This is a genomic window from Catenovulum agarivorans DS-2 (assembly GCF_000568405.1).
Lineage (GTDB): Bacteria > Pseudomonadota > Gammaproteobacteria > Enterobacterales > Alteromonadaceae > Catenovulum > Catenovulum agarivorans_A.
Genome location: NZ_ARZY01000021.1, coordinates 1 through 15,431 on the forward strand (window position 1 = coordinate 1; position 15,431 = coordinate 15,431).

Annotated in this window: 15 protein-coding genes; 6 read left to right on the forward strand and 9 right to left on the reverse strand. The window is 40.0% G+C overall.

Annotated elements, in window-relative coordinates:
* Window positions 1-61 precede the first annotated feature (61 nt).
* Entirely contained in the window at window positions 62-943 is an 882-nt protein-coding gene (locus tag DS2_RS11490) for a LysR family transcriptional regulator (protein WP_035015013.1), read from the reverse strand.
* A 152-nt stretch (window positions 944-1,095) separates the two neighbouring features.
* Between DS2_RS11490 and DS2_RS11495 the strand changes: the two genes are divergently transcribed.
* A complete protein-coding gene (locus DS2_RS11495; protein ID WP_035014941.1) occupies window positions 1,096-2,274 on the forward strand; it encodes an MFS transporter in 1,179 nt (392 codons plus the stop codon).
* Between the two features lie 368 nt (window positions 2,275-2,642).
* Window positions 2,643-4,190 (forward strand): ISNCY family transposase, encoded by a 1,548-nt coding sequence (locus DS2_RS11500; protein ID WP_035014942.1) that lies wholly within the window; start codon window positions 2,643-2,645, stop codon window positions 4,188-4,190.
* Between the two features lie 125 nt (window positions 4,191-4,315).
* Here the strand turns inward: DS2_RS11500 and DS2_RS11505 are convergent, their stop codons facing one another.
* From DS2_RS11505 to DS2_RS11540, 8 genes are all read right to left on the reverse strand, one after another.
* Window positions 4,316-6,715: an agarase gene (locus DS2_RS11505; RefSeq protein WP_035014943.1), complete on the reverse strand. Its 2,400-nt coding sequence runs from the start codon at window positions 6,713-6,715 to the stop codon at window positions 4,316-4,318.
* A 129-nt stretch (window positions 6,716-6,844) separates the two neighbouring features.
* Entirely contained in the window at window positions 6,845-7,387 is a 543-nt protein-coding gene (locus DS2_RS11510) for a cyclic nucleotide-binding domain-containing protein (RefSeq protein WP_035014945.1), read from the reverse strand.
* Between the two features lie 36 nt (window positions 7,388-7,423).
* Window positions 7,424-8,095 (reverse strand): pseudouridine synthase, encoded by a 672-nt coding sequence (locus DS2_RS11515; RefSeq protein ID WP_051479821.1) that lies wholly within the window; start codon window positions 8,093-8,095, stop codon window positions 7,424-7,426.
* A 17-nt stretch (window positions 8,096-8,112) separates the two neighbouring features.
* A complete protein-coding gene (locus DS2_RS11520; RefSeq protein ID WP_035014948.1) occupies window positions 8,113-8,568 on the reverse strand; it encodes a DUF2069 domain-containing protein in 456 nt (151 codons plus the stop codon).
* Between the two features lie 35 nt (window positions 8,569-8,603).
* Entirely contained in the window at window positions 8,604-9,188 is a 585-nt protein-coding gene (wrbA, locus tag DS2_RS11525; protein WP_035014950.1) for an NAD(P)H:quinone oxidoreductase, read from the reverse strand.
* Window positions 9,181-9,537 carry an arsenate reductase (glutaredoxin) gene (gene arsC, locus DS2_RS11530; protein WP_035014951.1) on the reverse strand — a complete coding sequence of 119 codons (357 nt, stop codon included), beginning with the start codon at window positions 9,535-9,537 and terminating at the stop codon, window positions 9,181-9,183. The genes wrbA and arsC overlap by 8 nt, the downstream gene beginning before the upstream one ends.
* Before the next feature lie 2 nt (window positions 9,538-9,539).
* Window positions 9,540-11,003, reverse strand: coding sequence for a M48 family metalloprotease (locus tag DS2_RS11535; protein WP_035014952.1), 1,464 nt, complete (start codon window positions 11,001-11,003; stop codon window positions 9,540-9,542).
* 30 nt (window positions 11,004-11,033) lie between these two features.
* Complete coding sequence (locus tag DS2_RS11540) at window positions 11,034-11,696, reverse strand: hypothetical protein (protein WP_035014953.1); 663 nt, start codon at window positions 11,694-11,696, stop codon at window positions 11,034-11,036.
* Between the two features lie 135 nt (window positions 11,697-11,831).
* Between DS2_RS11540 and DS2_RS11545 the strand changes: the two genes are divergently transcribed.
* The 4 genes from DS2_RS11545 (at window position 11,832) to tsaB (ending at window position 15,207) form a co-directional block, all read left to right on the forward strand.
* Complete coding sequence (locus DS2_RS11545) at window positions 11,832-12,056, forward strand: sulfurtransferase TusA family protein (protein WP_035014954.1); 225 nt, start codon at window positions 11,832-11,834, stop codon at window positions 12,054-12,056.
* A 127-nt stretch (window positions 12,057-12,183) separates the two neighbouring features.
* Window positions 12,184-12,438, forward strand: a complete 255-nt coding sequence (locus DS2_RS11550; RefSeq protein ID WP_035014955.1) for a hypothetical protein — start codon at window positions 12,184-12,186, stop codon at window positions 12,436-12,438.
* Between the two features lie 106 nt (window positions 12,439-12,544).
* Window positions 12,545-14,455, forward strand: coding sequence for an ATP-dependent DNA helicase (locus DS2_RS11555; protein ID WP_035014956.1), 1,911 nt, complete (start codon window positions 12,545-12,547; stop codon window positions 14,453-14,455).
* 35 nt (window positions 14,456-14,490) lie between these two features.
* The gene (tsaB, locus tag DS2_RS11560; protein WP_035014957.1) at window positions 14,491-15,207 is read left to right on the forward strand and encodes a tRNA (adenosine(37)-N6)-threonylcarbamoyltransferase complex dimerization subunit type 1 TsaB; all 717 of its coding nucleotides are present in this window, start codon (window positions 14,491-14,493) and stop codon (window positions 15,205-15,207) included.
* Window positions 15,208-15,431 lie beyond the last annotated feature (224 nt).

A 15,431-nucleotide genomic window follows, 5' to 3' on the forward strand; every position in this document is an offset into this window, starting at 1 on the left:
AGAGTGTTTTCAGCTTAAGCTTCCAGTTAGAACTGCCTGAAAGCTAAATAAACACTATCTATTACAGCGTCAACCTCGGTTTTATAAAATCAATAAATGTAGTCACTCTCTCTGTAACTGACGAGGACTTATAGTAAACAGCATTTACTAATTCACGATCAGTGCCAGTTAGTCTATAAGGTTCAAGCAATGAAATTAGCCTGCCTGATTTAATATCTTTGCTAACCATAAAACCAGATAAACAAGTAATACCGTTGCCTGACAATGCGAGTTGCCTAATTGTTTCTCCATTGCTGGCCGTCATTGTCGGAGTCACACTATCTAAACCTTTAATAGGCCATTTGTTGAGTGATTTTATATTTGAGAAACCAATTAACTTGTGATTTTTAAGTTCGCTGGGCGTTTGAGCTAAACCATTCTGCGCAATATACTCTGGAGAGGCAACAATAAAGAGAGGGCTTCTGCCTAAAGCTCTCGCATGTAATGTAGAATCTTCCAGCTTTCCTATTCTTATTGCAACATCAGTGCGCTTCTCAATTAAATCAACGATCCCCTCGTTAGAGTTCAATTCAATTTGTATTTCGGGGAAAGCTTTATTAAATGCGTTTATGTGAGGTGTCAATTGGTGAAATATAAATGGACTAGCTGCATCAACACGCAATTTACCTTGAGGCATTTTACCTTTAGCAATAATGTCCTCCTCTGCTTTTTGTATGTGTTGCAAACCTATATTTACAGCATCAATAAACCTTTTTCCCTCATCTGTTAACATCACTCGCCTAGTTGTCCTAATCAGAATAGCGGTATTAAGCGCTTTTTCAATCTTAGTAACTGAACGGGATACACGAGCCACCTGAATGTTAAGAGCATCTGCTGCGGCAGAAAAACCTCCAAACTCAATGACCGCCAATAATACCTCTAAATCATCAGACCTTGTTTTGATCGCCATATTAACCCTATTTTTTACAAAAATTATTTGCCATAAGTGGCATTTATTACAAAATCCTATCAGTTAATAATTGCTTCAACAAATAACAAAGCGATTCGTTCATTCGTTGCTTTATATCTACTAAATAATTTAATTTGGAGACAATCATGCCACTTGCATTAATAGCGTTGGCGCTTAGCGCCTTTGCCATAGGAACGACAGAATTTGTTATTGTTGGTTTACTTCCAACAATGGCACAAGACCTTAATGTTTCAATACCCTCAGCAGGTTTATTGGTGAGCCTTTATGCTTTAGGAGTAGCCGTTGGTGCCCCAGTTTTAACAGCGTTAACCAGTAAATGGAATAGAAAACATGTTTTATTATCAGTTATGGGATTGTTTGTTATTGGAAACTTAGTTGCGTGGCAGGCACCAAGCTTTGAGGCATTAGTAATAGCTAGAATTTTAACTGGATTAGCGCATGGCGTTTTCTTTTCTATTGGGTCAACCATTGCGACAGGTTTAGTGCCTAAAGAAAAAGGAGCAAGTGCTATAGCTATCATGTTTACTGGGTTGACAGTTGCGTTAGTTACTGGAGTTCCTCTAGGTACTTATATTGGTCAAGTTTTTGGCTGGGAGGCAACTTTTTTAACTGTATCTATTTTGGGGCTACTAGCTATGATCGGCAGCGCCATTTTAGTACCTAATAATTTAAAACAAGTGAAGCCAACTAAAATTTCGTCACAACTAAAAGTATTAACGCACCCACGATTACTATTAGTTTATGCAATTACTGCGATTGGTTACGGTGGAACTTTTGTAGCCTTTACATACCTAGCCCCAATTCTTAATGAAGTGAGTGGCTTTGATTCTAGCTCTGTTGCTCTGTTACTTTTAGTTTACGGTGTATCAGTTGCAATCGGGAACATCTGGGGCGGGAAAATGGCTGATAATTTTGGCCCAATTAAAGCGTTAACTATCATTTTTTCTGGCCTTGCTGGGATACTATTAATGTTGAACTTTACCGCGTACAACCCTATTGCAGCCGCGCTTACTATTTTGATTTGGGGTGCATTTGCTTTTGGAAACGTACCGGGCCTACAAGTATATGTTGTAAAACTTGCAGAAAAATACACCCCTAATGCGGTTGATGTAGCATCCGGATTAAATATAGCGGCCTTTAATGTCGGAATTGCAATTGGAGCTTGGGGCGGTGGTAATATTGTTGCCGAACATGGCTTAATGAATACACCTTGGGTAGGGGCAATTGTTGTTTTAGGTGCTCTTGTTTTAACTCGATATAGCGGAATGCTTGATAAAAGAGGAGTACCTTTAAGTTTAAATTAAAGCTTAAGTCTATAAACTCTTTCCACGCAGGTAAAAACAGAATTTAAGAGCAGGCTTATTGACTAAAATGAGCCTGTGTTACTTTCTAAAGAGCTTAATTACAACTTAATTCAAAGTATAGATTATTAAGGTTCAAAGACTATATCTGGCACGTTGTCAACAGTCGGGTTTGATTGAGTTCTGTTAATCGAATCTGACAGATAAAGTTAAGACATATTCAAGTTAGTATGTTAACACCAAGCGACTTTGTCGTATCTTAATTACCAAGCGATTCTGTCGTAATCGCTAATTACCAAGGAAATTTGTCGGTCACTTTTTTACGTGTCTGTTAGTGTTTTGTTTTTGGAATACTAGAAGGCATGTTGAGGATGATTGTGATGGATTCTAAAGCTCAACTCACCGTTGATATCATAGCTAAAGTGGTTGAAGGCAGGATAACAATTGCCAATGCTGCTAAGTTACTCAGTAAGTCTCGACGCACTATTGAACGCTACGTAAAGCAATATCAGCAAGTCGGTATTAAATTCGCTGTTCATGGTAACAGTGGTAAAGCCCCACCCAACAAAACGCCGGTATCAATAAAAAAAGCGGTTCAAAAATTGATTCAGGAAAAATATTACGATTTGAATCTGTTGCACTTGGCTGAACAATTAGCTACGAATGAGAACATTGTTATTAAGCGTGAAACCCTTCGCGGTTGGGCACATGATATTCATCACGTTAAACGAGCCAAACGAAGACGTAGCAATGTTCGAAAGCGCAGAGAGCGCATGGAAGCACCGGGTCTAATGATGCAAATGGATGGCAGTCCACATCGTTGGTTTGGGGATAAAAAGCACTGTTTAATTGCCATGATTGATGATGCGACCAGTGAAGTTTATGCTGAGTTCTTCCCGTCAGAGACCACCGTTGGATGCCTGAAAGTCATGAGAGAATGTATCGAAACGAAAGGTGTGTTTAAAACGCTTTATGTGGACAGAGCCGGTATCTTCGGCGGCCCTAAACGCTGCAACTTCTCACAGATGCAGAGGGCTTGTGAGGAGCTGGGCATTGAAATCATCTTTGCCAATTCACCACAAGGCAAAGGCCGTATTGAGCGAGCATTCGATACCTTCCAAGACCGTCTTGTTCCCGAGCTTCGGTTGAACAATATTAACGATATTGCTGCTGCCAATGCCTACCTTAAGCATGTATTCATTCCGCAGTTCTGGCAGTCGAAAGTTCAAGTGAAATCAAAGCAAGCACCTGAATTTACGCCTCTGTCGAAACACATCAACCTTGATGATATCTGCGTCATTAAAGACCATCGTAAAATACGTAACGACCATACCTTCAGTTATGGCAACAAGTTCTACCTAATAGATTCACCGCTCAAGCACTCCATTGCCAATCAGAAAATCGAGATAAGGAACACGAGTAAAAAAGGTTTTACCGCTCACTTCGCTGGTCGCAAACTCAAGATCTCGGAAGTTAATGAACCAAGCAAACTGGCATCTGAAGACTTGGCAGTACAGAAGAAACTTGAAGTATTAGCGTTAATCGAAAAACTCGGAAGCGTCAGCGCTGCATCACGGCAAAGTGGCGTATCACGAGACACTATTCATCGGCACTTAAGACTGGTTAAGCAAGGTGGCCCTGAAGCATTAAAACGCCAAGAAACACCTAATCTACGGCACAAAAACTGCGTGGATAAGGCGATAGAAGACGCCGTTGTACAATTCTCAATTGAACACCCTCACCTGGGTCAGCAGAAAGTCGCGATAAAGCTCAGTGAAGCCCTAGGTGTTGATATTAGCGCGGGCGGTGTGCGCAACATGTGGCTAAGAAACAATATGAATACCACCGCATTGCGAGTCGAAAAATCTAATGCTCTGGCTGAAACGGCACAAAAGGTAGCCAGTTTAGCAACTGGCTGATATGCTATTTACGACAGAGTCGCTCGGCAATTAGACCGACATAATCCCTTGGTAATCACACATATTCAAGTTAGTATTTTAATACATTACCGAGGGGGAACTGCCCCTCGGCAAACATTGGCTGTTTAAAAGCTGCGAGTTAGTTGTTTACTGCTGTTAAATACTTGCAAACTGGCGCTAGCTACTCGGCCACCATCGTCCGCAAAAGTTAAGCTAATTTTGTTTGACGCTTGCAGCAATGCGTAATCAACGGGTATTTCTAATACACCAAAAAAGTTGTCACGACCTGTCATGGTTGAACCTTGTTGTTGGTTGTATCCTCTAAAGTCATTTGGTATTTCTACTTGGGTGCCGTTTACCTTAACGCTAGGCGTTAGCGATAAGCCATGGTCACGGCCAACGGCAATGCGCAATACCGCTTCACCATTTGTATCAATTGCGACATCATTGATCGTATATTCAATTTGAGTATCCGCTTCAATGGTTTTTAAATACTCTGTGGCGTAGTATTTTTTCTCTTCAACTTCTTCTGAAATCTGTACGTCTTGTGTGTAGGCTATTTCAATAATCATGGTGGCTTCTTTACCTAGTGTCACAGATTCTGGCAAAGTTTGGCTATCAAGGGTTGTTAGGTTTGATTGCATTTCAGCACCGGCTAAGGTTTCTAAGTGTTTAATTTTTACACTTGCTACTTGGTTGCCGTTTAAGCCAAGTGTGTTTAATTTGATGTTTGCATCGTCGAACTCTAAGTTATTTAGGATGACGTATGCTTTTTTACCTTCTACGTATGCGTCTACTTGAATATCTAAATCTGACGATTTGCTGTCTACTCGAGTGCCATTTACGTTTGACCACAATTGGTAGAATTTTACTAAATCAGAGTATACCCAGTCTGTTTGAGTTGGGTCGCCAGTTTTTTCAAATTCTTGAATCATTAAGCGTGGACCATAAGGGTAGTCAGTTCGTCCCCATTCAGCTTTTACGACAATAAATGGAATGGTTTTCGCGATGACGTCAGGTCGCTCTAAAAACTGCATCAACAACGAGTTTACCGCACGAAGTTGATATGTATTACGCTCAGGGCTCCAGCCTGCTTTATTTAAACAGTGAATAGCTGCACCGTATTCTGAAATTACATAAGGTTTCATGGTTCCAGTTGCTATGCGACTGTAGTGCTCCATCATATCCATCGTTGCTTCGGCGTTGGCACCTTTACGGTAGCGCTCGCTGTTTCTAAAACATGGAAAGTCGTATAAATGAATTGAATAGAAATCCATGTTTGCACCAGCAATATCTATAAATTGCTTGTCGCGGTCGAACCATCTTTGGAAGTTATCTTTGTCAAAATCAGGAAATGCAACCGTATAACCGCCTACCAATATGTCACTATTTTCTGGCAATTTTTTAATTTCAGCAGCGACTGTGTTATGAAATTCAAATATGGTTGCAGGGTCAACTCGGTCTGAGCCACTTCTAACTGTTGTTAGGTCATAAAGTGGTTCGTTCATTATTTCAAAATATTTTGGTTTTGGCTGACCTTGTGTATCGTTTTCTTGTTTAAAAAACTTAGCTAAGTAATGTGCTAAATAATGACCTGTTGCGGTACCCAAAGGCTCCGCTGATGTGTCGGTAGTTGAAAATGCCCAGTCGTTAGAGCCTATTGCATTAACTAGCGTGCCTTCTGGCCAATACGGGTGTTGTTGTGCGCCAATTATCAGATCAAGCCCTCGGTCTTCTGCAGCGCGAGCATCTTGGTTAATCTTTTTGCTAAAATTTGAATAGCCCCATTTGGTATCACTGCCTCGTTTGGCCATGGATGCTTCATCAACGAAACCAGGCTTGCTTGTGTCTTCTTGTACATTGCGTAGGTGCCACTTATTGCCACCTGTTTCACGACCATAATAAACGTCGTAGTTATTGACAAAGTTGAGCATTAAGTCCGGATCTTTATTGGCAGCATTCGCGCTATGTCCGTCGTTTTCACCCCAATCAGGTTCGGTTTGTGTCGCATGTATTGTGATGTATTTTTGTCTATCAAATGAATCAAAACCATTCAAACTGTGTTTTGTATCTAAGTTTATATCTACTTGAACGCCACCAAATTGCTCTGTGGTCACGTCAAATTTACTTGTAACCCCGCCAATCGTTACTGTGGCTGATGTTGTTTTGTTGTAGTGTTCGGCGCTGGTTAATCTTACTTTTATGCTTTGATTGTTTTCAATTTCGCCTTGAGCTGATGTAAAAGCACCATTGTCAATTGCGTATTCACCACCGCTAATGCTAATTGGTGTTTTTGTATTAATGCCTGTAATAGTAATTGACGCTGAAGTAATTTGTGTCGATAAAGCGACATTGTTTTGAGCCGAAAAGTTAAAAGTGTTTGGTGTTGTATCTGTTTGTTCAACCGGAGTTGTGGGCGAATCATTGCCATCATCCGATTCAGACGAGCCGCCACAGGCGGATAATGATAAAGCTAGTATAATCAAGCTGGCTAATTTCGTATGTTGAGTGCGAGTGGTATACATAAAAATTACCTAATGTTTTGTAAATGACTTGTGACTATGTTGCAGTATGTTAATTTAAATGTTGATTGTATACAATAGGTGCGAGTCGATATGTGGCAAATTGAGGTGATTTAATGATTCGATTTTATATTAATTTTCTTCTTGCCAGTCGTCTGCGAGTTGGATGCATTCATCTGATTGTGCGTTTGTTTTAGTTTCTACGCTTTCAACACGTTCGCTGAGCATGATTACTTCATCGTTTAGGTAATTAATTCGATCAACTAGGCTGTCTATCAGTTTGTCTTTAATTTGTTCGCGCATCTTAAGTGGCAGTCTAGCCATAATTTGCTGGTCAACACGGATTAACATAGACTTTTCGATAGCTTGAACATAGGCCGTTCTTGGTTGGTTAGTGATAAAACCAACTTCACCAACCAGTCCGCCAGGTTCGATATTGGCAATCACAGCGTGGTTGGCATTTTTGGTCACTTGTAGCGTGCCACTTAGCAGAATATAAAAGCAGTGATCATGGTCGTTTTGCTTTATGACATAGTCTTCTTTTTCGGCGATATAAAATTGCAACTCATCGGTGATTAAACAGGCTCGTTCTTGTGGGGTTAAGTGTTTAAACAAGGGGATGCGCGCAAGGATCTCCATTTCTTTTAATGTGTTGATGGTTTCAATTTTTTGCATGGCTTTTGGGGTCTATAATTTTTAGGCGACTCTGTACTAGAGTTTAGGCCAATTTAGTAACCAAGGTTGGTTTAATTGATTATCTTCGATAAATTGTGCTGAAATGTTTTGAAAATTAGTCTGTTTTGGTGGAAGGTAGTAGTTGAAATTTTGGCCCTGATAATTGAATTTCAAACAACTTGCGTGCAAGTGTAATTGCGTTGCCGCTGGGCCTTTATAGATATCGTCGCCAAGAATCGCAACCCCAATGGATTTTAGCGCCACACGTAGCTGATGAGTTTTGCCAGAGTAGGGGCGAAGTAAATAGAGGCGATGACCATCACCTAAGCCATATGAGTAAAAAAATGTTTTAGCTGGGTTGTTTTTACTTTTATTCAGTTTCCAAGCGCGATTACGACTTTTTTCCATATCACCAATAATGCGCCCTTGCTTCTGTTTGGGTTTATTCCCTGCAATGGCCCAATAATATTTTTCTATAGTATGGGTTAAAAACATTTGGTTAAAAGCGTGTTCGGCAGCTAGGTTTCTCGTGACCAAAATTAAACCAGAGGTTTGTTTGTCTAGTCTATGGGCGGGATATAAATTTTCGTTGGTTTGCGTTTTCAGTAGGCTAAAAAAACCAGCGTGGCCTTCATCGTCATGAAAATCTAATCCAGCTGGTTTTTCACAAATGTAGAAATCAGTATTCGTTGCAACTATGTTTATCAAATTTGCATAGCCTTTAGTTATTGCTGTTTGTCGGTGCCGCTTGAGGCGTTGTTAGGTTCAAACATGGCTTTTTCTTCAGCTTGCACTTGTTTGAGTTTTTTCAGTCCAATACCTAAATATTGTCCTTGCCAACGAGCATAATAACTACCTGCACAAAACCATGTGGTAACTAATAAAAATTCAATTATTGCCAAGAATCGTTCGGATTCAGACGCCCAAACCAATGTTAAACTATGTAAAAAATAGAACATGGCAATAAAATTAGCCCAAGCATAGGTGTATGGTTTGCCAGTGATTAAGCCTTTAAAAGGTATTAACAAAGGGGTTAACCATAATATAACTAGGAAGGTGGCTGATAATCCTTCCATAGGTGGCGCCAACCATAAATGCCATACAGGCACTAATACAATTAATCCTAAATATCCAAATAGTGCTATGTGCTTAGCACGGATAATTTTTTGTTCTTGGGTCATATCAGTACAACGCGTTAACTCAAAGGGCGTATAGTTTACCTGAGTCTGGTAGCAATATCAGCAACTCGATAACCTAAAGCTTGTGCAAGGTTAATTTCTGCTGATGATAGTTGTGTGTTTTGTTCTGCAGCTAGGTGGGTTGCGCCGTATGGTGTGCCACCGGTTGTGGTTGTGTGCAAATCCGCTTCGCTGTATGGCAGTCCTACAATTAACATACCATGATGGATGAGCGGTAGCATCATAGTTAACAAGGTACTTTCTTGGCCGCCATGCAAACTTGAAGTAGACGAAAATACCGCCGCAGGTTTGCCTGACAAACTACCTTTTAGCCAAAGTTTACTGGTGCTGTCTAAAAAATATTTGAGCGGCGCAGCCATATTGCCAAAGCGGGTAGGGGAACCAATTATTAAACCGTCACAATTGACTAAGTCTTGTTCGGTTGCATAGATGTCGCCGTCAGAAGGAATTTCTGGAGAAATTGCTTGGGTGTCTGCACTCACAGAAGGAACGGTTCGAATGATCGCTTGGGCACCTGTTTTTTCAACACCTTGCGCAATTTGATGCGCAAGGTTTTTGGTACTACCGTTTCGGCTATAGTATAAAACCAGTATATTAGTCATTAATTAAATCTAATACGTTTTCTGGTGGTCGGCCCAAAACTGCTTTATTGCCTTTTACAACAATTGGTCGTTCAATTAGTTTTGGGTATTCATTCATAAGCGGCAGTAGCTCTTCATCTAACATTAATTCGTCTAAATCTAATTCCTTGTAAATTGATTCTTTATCTCGGATTAATTGATGCGCGGTTTCTAATCCGAGCATGTCTACCAATTCTGCCAATCGAGCAACAGTTGGTGGGGTGTTTAAATACTCAACCACTTCTGGCTCAATGCCATTTTCTTGGAGAAGTGCTAGTGTTTCACGGCTCTTACTGCAACGTGGGTTGTGATAAATAATATATTCAGCCATATTTAAAGCCTTTTGATATTCTCTTGTTCTTCACGCAATTGTTTTATTCTGGCAGAAATTCGCCGTTTTTCAGTTTCAGACTGCCGTTCAATATAGTTAAACGCTGTGTGCAATTCGTCTATTGCTTTAGGATAAGCTAAGACTAAAGCATATAGTTCTGCCTGAGCTTGATGATACATTGAACGATTACCAAGCTGTTTATACGCTTGAGCCATCAGTTGCCACGCCAGATAGTGCTCGGGGTGCAGAATAATAAAATCTTTCAATATTTCAACTGCTTTCTGAGCTTGATTAGCTGTCAACAGAGCGTTTGCATAATTAAGCAGCAAAACTTGGTTTTTAGGCATCAATGCCAGCTTGCCGCTCAACAATTCAAGTATAGACGCATATTGTTTTAAGCCCAGTGCAATGTCGGTTTTTAAGTCCAAATAAAACAAATTGTTTGCATCAAGCTGTAATAACTCATTTATTAAAGGCTCTGCTTGTGCGTATTTTTCTTCTTTCATGAGCGCTAAAGCTAAGCCGTATTTGAGTAGTGGGTTGTTAGCTTGGCCCATGCTGTTTAGTTGCGATTGAAAGTATTCAATATGATAGCTTGGTACTTGGGTGTAAAAAACTGATGTTCTTATTTGGGCTAAATTAAAATATAAACTTTCGTCGGCGCGTACAGGTGGCAAGCCATCTATGCGTGCGCGTATATCACTGACTCGACTATCAGGCAATGGATGCGAATAAAGCATAGCGGGCAATTTACTTGAGTAGCGGCTTTGCTCGGCTAAGCGAACAAAAAAATCGCGTGCCCCTCTTGGGTCGAATCCGGCGTCGATTAAAATGCGTAGACCAATACGGTCGGCTTCTTTTTCATTTTGTCGGTTATAATTCAATGCCATTTGTTGGCTACCAGCTTGGGCGGTAGTAATGGCGGCTGCACCTGCGCTTGGGTCCGCCATCGCGATTAATATTGCACCTAATAATGAGGCAATGGTAAGCGGCGCATTGCGTTCGTTTTGTTCTATGGTTCTGGCGATATGCCGCTGAGTCACGTGAGCAATTTCATGGCCAATTACAGACGCCAGTTCACTTTCGGTTTTTGCTTCTAACAAGGTTCGGGTATGTATAGCAACAACACCACCAAAAGTTGCAAAGGCATTAATTTGTGGATTTTTAATTAGATAAAAATCAAATGGATAACGAACATCGGGCGCTTTCGAGACCAATTTATTGCCCAAATCATTTAGGTATTGGTCTAATAAAGGATCGGAAATCACCGGTGAGGTTGCTCGTAGTTGCCGCCGAATCACTTGGCCCAATACTTTTTCTTTTTCAATGGTTAAACTGCCAGCTGCAACTGTGCCTAACGTAGGTAATTTATGGTTATTCGCTATTGATGCATAACCTACAGGCGATGAAGTTGTAACAATACCGAGCGCAGCCGCAACTGTAATGCATTTCAGTTTATTGAACAAACAACTATCCTTACTTAATTGGTACTTGTGTTACTTAGAGCCAAAATCTGACAAATCGTTTCCTTTAAGATCACCTAATAACAAATCATCATAGTCATCTGATGCGATCGATTTTTCTTGTGCCTTAAAGTACTGTTCAATTGTTACGCCATCAACTTTTACTACATCTACATGTGATTTCATGTAACCTATCAATTTATCAACACATTGCATTGCATAAAAAATTAATGCTCGGTCAGCAATATCGCCGCGTTGAAAGTAATAATCGATAAATTTATGTAACGAGTTGACCCGACACAGCACTTTCATTGTGCCTGGATCCCAAGTGATAAACTCCATTAATTTGTGACCACGAACATATTGATCGATTTCTTTGTTTTTGGCGTAAGGGAAGCAATGCAGCTCAAACCCTCTGTCAGTAAACAATTGATAAATGGCCAATCGTGGTTTGCGCTCTACGTGAACTTGGTTATGGTCGTCAAAATAACCACCTAACAATTGCAAATTCCAGTTATTCGGTTTGCATATTTTGTTTAGTGCATTATCAAATCCCATGGTTTGAATACTTTCTAGTTCACTCACCGATGACGCTATCATATGGTAAAAAGGCGGTAAATCACCCCAGTTCAGTTGGCGTTTAAACTTATTAATGTCTTTAAGAGTCGGATTTTCCGGTAAGCCAGAGTTATTCATTGTAGAGCTCTCTAATCTTGCAAATATTTGTTAAACTTAAAGGCAAAGTAAATTTTATTATTTTTGCCTTGTCTTAGGCAGTTTTCATTCAGCTCAATTTATAAACAAAGATCAACAAGCCCGAATAATTTTACTATGTCTGAACCTATTGACTGCCGTAACATGTGTTGCCCAATGCCTTTGCTTACTTTAAAGCTTAGCCTAAAAAAAGCTCAAAAGGGTGAGCAAATTGAAGTTTTGTTACGTGATAAATCATCACTCAAAGATATCCCAGCTTGGTTAAAACTAAAAGCTTATCCGCATAAAATCTCACAACTTTCTGAAACTGACTATTTATTGCTCGTTACTAACTGCTATTGAGCAATCGTATCATCTATCTGCAAACTTTTGGGGCCTGTATCTTCAACTAGCTTGGGTATATAATTAAAAAATACCCAATGATTGCCGATATATAGGTGATTGGGTTAAATAAGTAGGAGGGCATGAAATGAACACAGATATGATTATCCCGTTTATGCCGCGTATTGTTCAAAACAAGCTGCAACCTCCAAAGCTGAATGTAAAAAGAGTTAAAGCTTCAGTCAAACAACACGAAGATGCTCCGCAGGACAGGTATTTAAATAATAGACTCGCTCACCATGCTGCCGATACTCGGTATCATGCTCCTGACGAGCAACAGCAATCTGAGTCGGGCGTTTATGTGGACGATAAGGGACAAAAGCATGTGGACATAGAAGTATAAACCGCAGCAACCGACTAAGTTTACCGTTAGAAAACTTTAAATACCCCTAAAAAACACGCATAATCCCACCCCAATTTATATCTTCACAAATTATCAGAGTTAAGTTTTGAGTCAGGTTGATAAGGTTTTTTCAAAAGATGGTGCGTTAGCAAAAGCAATTGATGGCTTTCAGCCGCGTGTACCTCAAGTAAAACTTGCGTTAGCTTTTGAAAAAGCGATTCAAGACAAAAGCTTATTAATTGCCGAGGCGGGGACTGGTACGGGCAAAACTTTCGCATATTTAATTCCTGCTTTGTTAAGTGACAAAAAAGTTATTATTTCTACCGGTACTAAAAACTTACAAGAGCAGTTGTTTCATCGTGATTTGCCTTTAGTTAAGCGTGCATTAAAAAGCCGCAGTAAAACCGCGTTACTCAAGGGACGAGCTAACTATTTGTGTTTACTTAGACATAGTCAACATAAAGCGCACCCAATGCTTGAAGATAAAAAACTGCTTAAAGATTTAAAAAATATCGACAAGTGGTTGCTATCGACTGAATCGGGCGATATTGGTGAAGTAACAACAATTACTGAAGATTCCAAAGCCATTCCGCTCGTTACCAGCACTATAGACAACTGTTTAGGTAAAGAATGTGAAAGCTACAATGATTGTTATTTAGTGCGTGCGCGTAAAAAGGCCGCCGAAGCCGATTTAGTGGTCATTAACCATCATTTATACTTTGCTGATATGGCGGTTAAAGATACTGGTTTTGGTGAAATTGTGCCAGATTCAGACGTAGTGGTATTTGATGAGGCGCATCAAATTCCTGATATTGCCTGTGAATATTTTGGCGATAGAATTTCTACCCGTATCTTAGTTGAGCTAGGCAAAGACATGGAGCTTGCTTATCGTACTGAGTTAAAAGATGCACAGCAATTAGGCAAGGCGGCCAAAAACCTAATGACCAACGCTCGACAATTCCGTTTATCTTTTCCTGAATTACCCGAAAAAGGTAATTGGCGAGACAAAGGCCAAACTGAACAATGTCAGCGTGAATTAGACGCTTTAGTTAAATCAATTGATTTTGCCTACGAGGTATTAAAAGAGCAGATTGGCCGCTCAAAATCAGCTGACAATTGTTTTGAACGTATTTTTGAAGCTAAACAGAAAATAGCCAAACTGACCACTTGGCAACAACCTGATGTTAGTTTGTGGTATGAAACAACCCCGCGGCATGCAAGTTTAAATTTAACGCCACTCTCAATTGCTGATAAATTTTCTAATTTACGTCAAGAGAAAAAACAAGCCTGGTTAATGACTTCGGCAACCTTATCGGTAGACGACCGTTTTGATCACTTTACCGATTTACTGGGGTTGGAGGAGTATACTTCTATTCAATTAGATAGCCCATTTAACTATAAAAAGCAGTCGCTGTTATGTATTCCAAGGTATTTCCCTGAACCGAATGACAGAGCTGCATTAAATGCGCTAGTCGACCTGTCATTAAAAATAATAGATGCGGCACAAGGCAGTTGTTTTTTGCTGTTTACCAGTTATCGAATGATGAATTTGGTTGCAGATAGACTTAAAAGCAAAATCGATAATCCACTGTTTATTCAAGGTGAAGTACCGAAGCGCGAATTATTAAAACAATATTTAGCAGCTAATAAACCTGTGTTGTTGGCCACAGGCGCGTTTTGGGAAGGCGTCGACGTTCGCGGTGATGCATTAAAGTGTGTAGTGATTGATAAACTACCATTTGCAGCACCTGACGACCCATTGATGCAAGCTCGTATAGAAAATTGCCGACGAAAAGGTGAAGATCCATTCAGTAAAATTCAAATTCCACAAGCTGTTATCACCCTAAAACAAGGGGCAGGGCGTTTAATTCGGGACGTAACTGATCACGGCGTATTAATAATTTGCGACCCAAGGTTAGTATCACGCCCATATGGTGAAACTTTTATTCAAAGTTTGCCTGATATGCAGCGTAGTCGTTCACTAGACAAAGCCTGTGAGTTTTTAAAGCAGCGTTAAGTGAAATTGATATACAGATTTAAAGAGTGATAGATATGAAGTACATTTTAGCCTTAGATACCTCAACTGAAGCTTGCTCTGCAGCTTTATTGTTGAATGACGGTGAGCAGTCAAAAGAGTTTGTTGAATTTGCTGTGTGTCCGCGAGAGCATAACAAACGAATATTGTCGATGACAGAGTCGGTATTAACCCAAGCTGGCATTCAACTAAGTGATGTTGACCTTATTGCTTATGGTAAAGGTCCTGGCAGTTTTACAGGTGTGCGCATTGCAACAGGTATAGTGCAAGGTTTAGCACTTGGTGCAGACAAACCCGCATATGGCGTTTCAACATTGGCTGCAATGGCACATTGTGTATACCGAACTCAATTAGCGCACTCTAAACCTGCATATGTGATTCCAGCTATTGATGCGCGTATGAACGAAATTTACCTTGCTGCATATAAAGTAACGGGCTTAGGTAAAGTTGAAAGCATTTTAAAAGAGCGTGTTTGTCCACCAGCCGGTGCTTTATTGGAGTTAGACAAACAACAAGCTTGGACTAGTGTTGGTACGGGGTGGCAAACCTATGAGCAAGAACTTACTGAGCAGTTGCCTACACAAATTTATAATCAACAACCTTTTCCAACCGCTTTAGATATAGCGCTAATTTCTGCGCAAAATGCCACAAAAGCTCAATTAGAAAAAGCAGCTGATATCTCACCTGTATATGTTAGAGATGAGGTTACTTGGCAAAAAATGCCAGGTAAATAAACCTAACCTATAGAACATTTATTCATAACGCTTTGAGTTGTTAAATCAAAGCGTTATGTATATGTCACAAAAGCATCTTTGAATAATGTAACACCTTGATCTGTATGTAAACTTGAATTGCTATGGTTAGCTCTTAGTATCTGTTTGAAAAATATACATGTGTATTTAACTTGTTACCCCTTACTAAACGCGCTATTACTTATAGTATTCACTAGGCTGAAGGA

What these genes read in the sequence shown, in the direction of transcription:
- DS2_RS11520 (WP_035014948.1), bottom strand. Translation starts at nt 8,568, where the DNA reads ATGACCCAAGAACAAAAAATTATCCGTGCTAAGCACATAGCACTATTT.
- DS2_RS11540 (WP_035014953.1), bottom strand. Translation starts at nt 11,696, where the DNA reads ATGAATAACTCTGGCTTACCGGAAAATCCGACTCTTAAAGACATTAAT.
- DS2_RS11495 (WP_035014941.1), top strand. Translation starts at nt 1,096, where the DNA reads ATGCCACTTGCATTAATAGCGTTGGCGCTTAGCGCCTTTGCCATAGGA.
- DS2_RS11500 (WP_035014942.1), top strand. Translation starts at nt 2,643, where the DNA reads ATGATTGTGATGGATTCTAAAGCTCAACTCACCGTTGATATCATAGCT.
- DS2_RS11510 (WP_035014945.1), bottom strand. Translation starts at nt 7,387, where the DNA reads ATGCAAAAAATTGAAACCATCAACACATTAAAAGAAATGGAGATCCTT.
- tsaB (WP_035014957.1), top strand. Translation starts at nt 14,491, where the DNA reads ATGAAGTACATTTTAGCCTTAGATACCTCAACTGAAGCTTGCTCTGCA.
- DS2_RS11545 (WP_035014954.1), top strand. Translation starts at nt 11,832, where the DNA reads ATGTCTGAACCTATTGACTGCCGTAACATGTGTTGCCCAATGCCTTTG.
- DS2_RS11550 (WP_035014955.1), top strand. Translation starts at nt 12,184, where the DNA reads ATGAACACAGATATGATTATCCCGTTTATGCCGCGTATTGTTCAAAAC.
- DS2_RS11505 (WP_035014943.1), bottom strand. Translation starts at nt 6,715, where the DNA reads ATGTATACCACTCGCACTCAACATACGAAATTAGCCAGCTTGATTATA.
- wrbA (WP_035014950.1), bottom strand. Translation starts at nt 9,188, where the DNA reads ATGACTAATATACTGGTTTTATACTATAGCCGAAACGGTAGTACCAAA.
- arsC (WP_035014951.1), bottom strand. Translation starts at nt 9,537, where the DNA reads ATGGCTGAATATATTATTTATCACAACCCACGTTGCAGTAAGAGCCGT.